The sequence below is a fragment of the Falsiroseomonas oryziterrae genome (assembly GCF_021864505.1).
Classification (GTDB): domain Bacteria; phylum Pseudomonadota; class Alphaproteobacteria; order Acetobacterales; family Acetobacteraceae; genus Falsiroseomonas; species Falsiroseomonas oryziterrae.
On sequence record NZ_JAKJIB010000182.1, the window covers coordinates 1 to 7842 of the forward strand.

10 protein-coding genes are annotated in these 7842 nt (G+C 72.1%); 6 read left to right on the forward strand and 4 right to left on the reverse strand.

The genetic code is table 11. The features are described from left to right. The 4 genes from L2I40_RS14510 to L2I40_RS14525 all read left to right on the forward strand — a co-directional run. The coding region (locus tag L2I40_RS14510) for a hypothetical protein (RefSeq protein ID WP_372491062.1) at positions 1-366 on the forward strand (366 nt) is incomplete at its 5' end. Beyond that, the gene (locus L2I40_RS14515) at positions 366-1088 is read left to right on the forward strand and encodes an ABC transporter ATP-binding protein (protein WP_237215796.1); all 723 of its coding nucleotides are present in this window, start codon (positions 366-368) and stop codon (positions 1086-1088) included. The genes L2I40_RS14510 and L2I40_RS14515, both read left to right, overlap by 1 nt. After that, on the forward strand, positions 1085-2407 hold the full coding sequence (locus L2I40_RS14520; protein WP_237215798.1) for an ABC transporter permease: 1323 nt from the start codon (positions 1085-1087) through the stop codon (positions 2405-2407). The genes L2I40_RS14515 and L2I40_RS14520 overlap by 4 nt, the downstream gene beginning before the upstream one ends. Positions 2408-2463: 56 nt before the next feature. Further along, entirely contained in the window at positions 2464-3261 is a 798-nt protein-coding gene (locus L2I40_RS14525) for a class II aldolase/adducin family protein (protein ID WP_237215800.1), read from the forward strand. Between the two features lie 10 nt (positions 3262-3271). Here L2I40_RS14525 and L2I40_RS14530 read toward each other — a convergent pair whose 3' ends face one another. Next, a complete protein-coding gene (locus tag L2I40_RS14530) occupies positions 3272-3949 on the reverse strand; it encodes a hypothetical protein (RefSeq protein WP_237215801.1) in 678 nt (225 codons plus the stop codon). 35 nt (positions 3950-3984) lie between these two features. Here L2I40_RS14530 and L2I40_RS14535 point away from each other — a divergent pair, with 35 nt between their 5' ends. Further along, positions 3985-4815 (forward strand): aldo/keto reductase, encoded by an 831-nt coding sequence (locus tag L2I40_RS14535; protein WP_237215802.1) that lies wholly within the window; start codon positions 3985-3987, stop codon positions 4813-4815. A 5-nt stretch (positions 4816-4820) separates the two neighbouring features. Here L2I40_RS14535 and L2I40_RS14540 read toward each other — a convergent pair whose 3' ends face one another. The 3 genes from L2I40_RS14540 to L2I40_RS14550 all read right to left on the reverse strand — a co-directional run bounded on the left by L2I40_RS14540 (position 4821) and on the right by L2I40_RS14550 (position 7519). Beyond that, positions 4821-5276 (reverse strand): TrmO family methyltransferase domain-containing protein, encoded by a 456-nt coding sequence (locus tag L2I40_RS14540; RefSeq protein WP_372491063.1) that lies wholly within the window; start codon positions 5274-5276, stop codon positions 4821-4823. A gap of 127 nt (positions 5277-5403) precedes the next feature. Continuing rightward, a complete protein-coding gene (locus L2I40_RS14545; protein ID WP_237215806.1) occupies positions 5404-6831 on the reverse strand; it encodes a TRAP transporter large permease in 1428 nt (475 codons plus the stop codon). Positions 6832-6967: 136 nt separating this feature from the next. Then, entirely contained in the window at positions 6968-7519 is a 552-nt protein-coding gene (locus tag L2I40_RS14550) for a TRAP transporter small permease subunit (RefSeq protein WP_237215808.1), read from the reverse strand. 143 nt (positions 7520-7662) lie between these two features. On the opposite strand from L2I40_RS14550, the gene L2I40_RS14555 reads away from it, so the two are divergent. Beyond that, positions 7663-7842: hypothetical protein (locus L2I40_RS14555; protein WP_237215810.1), on the forward strand; the 180-nt coding region annotated here is incomplete at its 3' end.

Sequence of the window (7842 nt, forward strand, 5' to 3'; positions counted from 1 at the left end):
GCCGCGCAGGCCGAGCTGCGCGAGCGCATGGCGGCGCTGCCGCAGGAGGCCGAGGCGCGCCGCCAGCAGGCCCAGGCGGCGCGCCAGCGCCTGACAGCGCGCTTCAACGCCGTCCTCACGCCCGAGCAGCGCGCCAGACTGGCGGAGCTGCGCAGCGGCGCGCGCGACCGTGGCGCGCCCGGCACGCTCTACGTCGTGGACCTGGACGGCGCCGCGCCGCGCGCGGTGCAGGTCCGCACCGGCCTGACCGACGGCTCGGTGACCGAGATCCTGTCGGGGCTGGAGGAGGGCGCGCGCATCGTGGTGGGCACCGAGCGCGCCGCGGCGCCGCGCACCGCCGCCTCCGGCGGGCTGCCGCGCTTCTGATGCCGGCGCTGATCGAGACCGAGGGCCTGACCCGCCTCTACCCCGCCGGCGAGAGCACCGTGGCGGCGCTGCAGGAGGTGACGGTCGGGATCGAGCCGGGCGCCTTCGTCGCCGCGATGGGCCCGTCCGGCTCCGGCAAATCCACCTTCCTGAACCTGATCGGCTGCCTCGACCGCCCGACGCGCGGCACCTATCGGCTGATGGGCGAGGACACCGCCGCGCTCTCGCCCGACCGGCTGGCGGAGCTGCGCTCGCGTCGGCTCGGCTTCGTGTTCCAGTCCTTCAACCTGCTGCCGCGGGTGGATGCGCTCGGCAATGTCGAGATGCCGATGGTCTACCGCGGCCTCGGCCGCCGTGCGCGCCGCGACCGCGCGGCGGAGGCGCTGCACCTCGTCGGCCTCGGCGACCGCATGCATCACCGGCCGACGCAGCTCTCGGGCGGGCAGCAGCAGCGCGTCGCGATCGCGCGCGCGCTGGTCAACGCGCCCGACCTGCTGCTGGCCGACGAGCCGACCGGCGCGCTCGACAGCCGCACGGGGCTCGAGATCATGGCGCTGTTCCAGGAGCTGAACCGCGCCGGCGTCGCCGTGCTGATGGTGACCCACGACGCCGAGGTCGCGGCCTTCGCCGGCCGCGTGCTGCGCTTCCGCGACGGGCGGCTGGTGGCCGACACGCGCCACACGCCGCGCGAGGCCGGCGCCGCGCTGAGGGATGCGGCGTGAATATCGAGGTTCGTCCTGCCGTCGCCGAGGCGCCCGCGACGATCCCGCGCCGCGTTCTGCCGCCGCTGCCTGATACGCGGCCGGGGATGGACCTGTTCGAGGCGCTGCGCGGCGCGGTCGGCGCGCTGGCGGCGAACAAGCTGCGCGCGATGCTCACCGCGCTCGGCATCTTCATCGGCGTCGCGGCGGTGATCGCGACCGTGGCCGTGGGCGCCGGTGCACGCGAACAGGTGCTGCGGCAGATCCAGGCGCTCGGCGCCAACGTCATCGTCGTCTGGGGCGGCAGCGTGAACATGGGCGGCGTCCGGCTCGGCGCCGGGCAGCGGCAGAACCTCACCTGGGACGATGCCCGCGCGATCGAGCGCGAGATCGGCGCCGTCCAGGCGGCCTCGGGCAATATCCGGAGCCAGCAGCAGGTGATCGCCGCGAACCAGAACTGGGCGACGGCGGTGCAGGGCTCCGACCCCGAGATCTTCGTCGTGCATGACTGGCTGGCCGAGCGCGGCCGCCTCTTCACGGCCGAGGAAGCCGCCGGCGGGCGCAAGGTGGCGCTGCTCGGCGCCACGGTGGCCGAGATGCTGTTCGGCGACGCCGATCCGGTCGGGCAGGAGATCCGCATCCGCACCACGCCCTTCGAGGTGATCGGCGTGCTGTCGCGCAAAGGCCAGAACGCGCAGGGCCAGGATCTGGACGACGCGGTGTTCATCCCCTTCTGGACCGCGCGACGCTCCATCATGGGCGCCAGCCGCACCTGGTTCCGCTCGGTCAACTGGATCGCCGTGCGCGTGCACGAGGGCGAGGACATGCGCGCCGCCGAGGAGGAACTGCGCACGCTGTTCCGCCAGCGCCACCGCGTCGCGCCGAACGAGCCCGACACGGTGAGCATCCGCAACATGGCCGAGGTCGCGGCGACGCGCGACGCCTCCGCCCGTACCCTCTCCACCCTGCTCGCCGCCGTCGCCGCCGTGTCGCTGCTGGTCGGCGGCATCGGCGTGATGAACATCATGCTGGTCAGCGTGACGGAACGCACGCGCGAGATCGGCCTGCGCCTGGCGGTGGGCGCGCGGCGCCGCGACATCCTCGCGCAGTTCCTGATGGAGGCGGTGATGCTGGCGCTGCTCGGCGGCGCGGCGGGCGTCGCGGCCGGCATCGGGCTGTCGCACCTGCTCTCGGGCCTCGCCGGCTGGCCGGTGCTGGTGCAGTGGGACGCGGTGGCGCTCGCGGTCGGCGTCTCGGGCCTCACGGGCCTCTTCTTCGGCTACTGGCCGGCGCGTCGCGCCGCGATGCTCGACCCGATCCAGGCGCTGCGCACGGAATAGCCCCTCTTCCGCACCGCCCCTACATCGGGCGGAATACAGCCGAGGAGAACCCGCCCATGCCCGACAGCGCCGCCGACCGCTTCCGCATCCCAAGCCTGCGAGACCGCGTGACCGAGGCGGAATGGCAGGCGCGCGTGGATCTCGCGGCCTGCTACCGGCTGATGGAGATCTACGGTATGGCCGATATGGGCGCGAACCATGTCTCGCTCGCCGTTCCCGGGGAGGAAGGCGCCTTCCTCATCAACTCCTACGGCATGCTCTACGAGGAGATCACGGCGTCCTCGCTCACCAAGATCGACATCCATGGCAACACGCTGCTGCGGCCGGACTTCCCCGATGGCCTCAGCTACGGCGTCAACCGCGCCGGCTTCGTCATCCATGGCGCGATCCACGCCGCGCGGCCGGAACTCGCCTGCGTCATCCACACCCACACCTGGGCGGGCATGGCGGTGAGCAGCCTGGAATGCGGCCTGGTGCCGATGACCCAGACCGCGATGCGCTTCGCCAAGATCGGCTACCACGACTACGAGGGCGTCGTGCTCGATCTCTCGATGCAGGAGAAGCTGGTGCGCGACCTCGGCGACTTCCCCGCGCTGATCCTGCGCAACCACGGGCTGCTGACCGTCGGGCGCACCATCGGCGAGGCATTCAACTGGATGCACAGGCTGGAATTGTCGTGCAAGGCGCAACTTGCTGCGCAGGCCACGGGACAGAGGATCGTCCAGGTGCCGGACCGCGTCGTCGAGGAGACCTGGAACAACTACCAGCCGAACACGCGCCGCCCCTATGGCGTGCTCGAATGGCCGGCGCTGCTGCGCAAGCTCGACCGGATCGATCCCGGCTATCGCGACTGAGCGGGACCGTTCAGTTCCCGAACAGCCGCTGAAAACGCAGCAGCATCTCCGGCAGCGACAGACCCTGCTGCGCGCTGGCGGCTGGCACGCTGCCCTCCGGCACGCGGGCGCGGTAGCGCGCCAGCGCGTCGCGCGTGCGCTCGAGCCGCAGCTCGACCGGCTCCTGGTTCGCGCTGCCGGCGCCGACGCCGACCATCCGCACCAGGGCCGTGCCGGCCGCGGGCAGCTCCTCCGCGGCGCGGGCGGCGTCCTCGGGCTTCGGTGAACAGACCAGGTTCCGGCCCTCGATGGTGCAGGGCATCTCGAAGAAGCGGTTGGGCGGGAAGCGCAGCTGCGCCGTGCCGGTCAGCGCCAGCAGCCCGCGTTGCGCACCTTCGAGCGTGAGGTCGCGCGCGACCACCATCGGCACCAGCCGTCCGCCGCGGTCCGCCACCTCCAGCAGCAGCGACGAGCCGGTCGCGCCCTGGGCGCGCTCGACCGGGTCGCGGTGGCGCAGCTGGCAATCGGCGCGGTCGGTCATGCGGTCCGCCACGCAGGCCAGCCGCCAGGTGCCGATCTCCTCCGGCGGCACACTGGCCGGCGTGGGTGCCTGCGCCGCCGCCGCGCCGGCGAAGGCGGCAACGGCCAGGGCGGCGAGGACGTTGGCGGAGAGGGCGTTGGCGGAAAGGGCGTTGGCGGCGTGCGTCATGCCGGGGAAGATAGGATGGGTCGGAGGGCGCTTCCATGACAGTCGTGCGGCTGCCGGACCGGACGGAGGTGCCGGCGCTCGGCCAGGGCACCTGGCGGATGGGCGAGCGGCGGAGCGACCGCCGCGCCGAGGCTGCCGCGCTGCGCCTCGGTCTCGATCTCGGCATGACCCTGATCGACACCGCCGAGATGTACGGGGAGGGCGGCGCCGAGGAGGTGGTGGCCGAGGCCATCGCCGGCCGGCGTGACGAGGTGTTCCTCGTCTCCAAGGTCTATCCGCACAACGCCTCGGCGCGTGCGCTGCCGCGCGCGCTCGATGCCAGCCTGAGGCGGCTGCGGGTGGAGCGGCTCGACCTCTATTTGCTGCACTGGCGCGGTTCCGTGCCGCTGGCCGAGACGGTCGAAGCGATGGAGCGCGCCAGGGCGGCGGGCAAGATCGCGCGCTGGGGCGTGTCGAACCTCGATGTGGACGACCTCGAGGAACTGGGCCCCGCGCTGCGCGACTGCGCGACCGACCAGGTGCTGTGGAACCTGGAGGCACGCGGCGTGGAATTCGACCTGCTGCCCTTCTGCGCGAAGCGGGGCATGCCGGTGATGGCCTATTCGCCGATCGGGCAAGGCGGTGCGCTGCTGTCGCATCGCGCGCTGGCCGCGATCGCGGCGCGGCATGGCGCGACGCCGGCGCAGGTCGCGCTGGCCTTCGTGCTGCGCCGGCCGGGCGTCATCGCCATCCCCAAGGCGGCCGATCCGGCGCATGTGCGCCAGAACGCCGCGGCGCGCGAGCTTCGCCTGACGGAGCAGGATCTCGCCGAGCTGGACGCTGCCTTCCCGCCGCCGAAGCGCAAGCGCCCGCTGGAGATGATCTGACCGCGCTACCAGTAGCCCTGCATGATCTCGCGCGCCCAGTCGGGCTCGCGCACATCGCCGCGCGGGTCGAAGCCGGTCATGTGCGGCTTCACATCCAGCACCGGGGAGCCGTCCACCGCGTCCAGGCCGTGCACCCGAAGCCGCAGCCCGTCCACGCCGAGCAGCCGGCAGGTGCTGACGCCCAGCCGGTTCGGCCGCGGCGAGCCGCGCTGCGCCAGGATGCCCACGCGCGGCCAGTCGGCGCGCCCGCGCGGGTGGCGCGCGTTGCGCTCGAGCTTCGCCGGGTCCAGCTGGTGGAAGACAAAGACCACGACGATGTGGCTGAAGGCATCGAGGCCAAGCGCCGCGTCCGGCCCGAGTTGCGCCGGATCCAGCACGATCTCGGCCTCCACCCCGTCCCACGCATCGTCCACCGGCTCGGCGCGGCCGCCGCGCACATGGCCGATGGGCGTCACGGTCACGCCTTGCATGGCCCGGCGCACGAGGCGGCGCGCGCAGCGTGCCGAGCGCCCGAGCGGGCGCCGCCGCAAGTGCGGCGAGGCAAGCGGCCGCAGGCCGCGCCCGCCGCTTGAGGGCACGGTACATCTCTCACTGGAAGATCGGCACCGATTGCGGGTCGGGGATGACCGGCGGCGGCAGGTCGATCGTCACCGTGCTCGGGTCCACCTTCGGTCCGCGATCGAGGAAGTAGGTCACGCTCTCGGGCCAGTAGATCACCACCGCGACGAGGGCGAGCTGCAGGAACAGCCACGGGACCGCGCCCCAGTAGATGTCCGACGTCCGCACCTCCTTCGGCGCGATGCCGCGCAGGTAGAACAGCGCGAAGCCGAAGGGCGGGTGCATGAAGGCGGTCTGGAGGTTGATGCAGAGCAGCACGCCGAACCAGACGAGATCGATGCCGAGGTTCTTGGCCACCGGCGCCAGCAGCGGCACGACAATGAAGGCGATCTCGAAGAAGTCGAGGAAGAAGGCGAGGAAGAAAATGAAGACGTTGACGAAGATCAGGAAGCCGGTGGCGCCGCCCGGCAGGTAGCTCAGCAGGTGCTCGATCCAGATGCCGCCGTCGACCCCCTGGAAGACCAGCGTGAAGACCGTGGCGCCGATCAGGATGAAGATCACCATCGCCGTGATGCGCATGGTGTTGCCCATCGCCTCGCGCACCAGCTTCCAGCTGAGGCGCCGGTTCAGCGTGGCGAGCACCATGGCGCCGACGACGCCCATCGCCCCCGCCTCGGTCGGCGTCGCGAGCCCCATGAAGATCGTGCCGAGCACCATGAAGATCAGCACGACGGAGGGCACCATGCCGCGCAGCACGCGCCACCACAGCTTCCAGTCGCGCGGCTGCAGCGCCTCGGGCGGCAGCGGCGGGACCTTCTGCGGCGCCACGATGCTGACCACCGCGATGAAGGCCATGAACAGAAGGATCTGCAGCAGCGAAGGCCCGATCGCGCCGGCATACATGTCGCCCACGCTCTGGCCGAGCTGGTCGCCGAGGACGATCAGCACGAGGGAGGGCGGAATCACCTGGGTGATGGTGCCGGACGCCGCGATCACGCCGGTCGCGATCCGCATGTCGTAGCCGTAGCGCATCATGATCGGCAGGCTGATCATGCCCATCGCGATCACGCTCGCCGCCACCGTCCCGGTGATCGCGCCGAGAATCGCGCCGACCACGATCACCGCATAGGCGAGCCCGCCCGGCACCTTGCCGAACAGCTGCCCGGTGCCTTCCAGCAGGTCCTCGGCCAGCCCGCAGCGTTCCAGGATGGCGCCCATCAGTGTGAAGAAGGGGATCGCCAGCAGCAGGTCGTTGGAGAGGATGTTGAAGACCCGCAGCGGCAGATTGAACATCCAGGCTTCCGGGAACAGGCCGAGCTCGATCGCCGCGAAGCCGAAGAAGAGCCCCACGGCCGCCAGCGAGAAGGCTGCCGGGAAGCCGATCAGCAGGAACAGCACCAGGCCGCCGAACATCAGCGGCGGCATCAGGTCCTCGGACGGGATGCCGAGGAGGGTCATGCGTGGCTCGCGACGTGCTGGCGCACGTCGCCCTCAGGCGCCGGCGCTGCGCTTGGCTCGCCGCAGGGGCGGCGGGCCGCCTTCGCGGCCTCGGCCCGCCTTGCGGGCCGCAGGTCGGAGCCTCTCCGCACCGGCTTCACTGCTCCGGCCTCGCATAGGAGGCGTGGAGCCGACCGTGCGGCAGCTCGATCCCGCGCAGCAGCGCGACGCGCTTGATCAGCTCCGACAGGCCCTGCAGCGTGATCAGCGCGAAGCCGAGCGGCATCAGGATCTTGGCCGGCCAGCGGATCAGCCCGCCCGGCGAGGACGACATCTCGCCGCGCGTCCATGAATCGAGGAAGAACGGCCAGGTCATCCAGGCGAGCAGCGCCATGGCCGGCAGCAGGAACAGCGCGATCCCGATCACGTCCACCCAGATCCGCGCCCGCTCCCGTAGCGAGCCGTAGACCAGGTCGACGCGCACATGCTCGTTGCGGAACAGCGTGTAGCTCCCGCCCAGCATCACCACGCCGGCGAAGAGATACCACTGCGCCTCGAGCCAGGCGTTGGAGCCGAGCGAGAAGCCGTAGCGCAGGAAGGCGTTGCCCGCCGAGACGGCGCAGGCGAGCAGCACCATCCATTCCGCGGCGCGCCCGAAGGCGGCGTTCATCGAATCGACGGCGCGGCTGAAGGCGAGCAGGGGGGCCATGGGCCGAGGCGGCGTTTCCCGGTTGGGGCCCGCTTGCCGGGCCGGAGAGCCCTTAGCGCCAGGGGGCGGGGAAGGGAAGCGGCCCCCTTCTGCCGCGGCGCGGCCGCACGTAAGGTCCGTCTCGTGGTGGCGCATCCCCCGCCGTGCTGACGGCGCTTCTCCTCGCCCTCGCCGGGCTGGTCCTGGTCGCGCTGGCTGCCCTCCCGCTGGGGCGCCGCGGGTCCGGCGCGACGCTCGCGCATGGCGGCGCGCTGGTCGCCGCGGCGGTCTTCGCCGCGGTCGGGGCCTCGGCGCTGGCGACTGGCGGAGCGGACCCGGTCGCG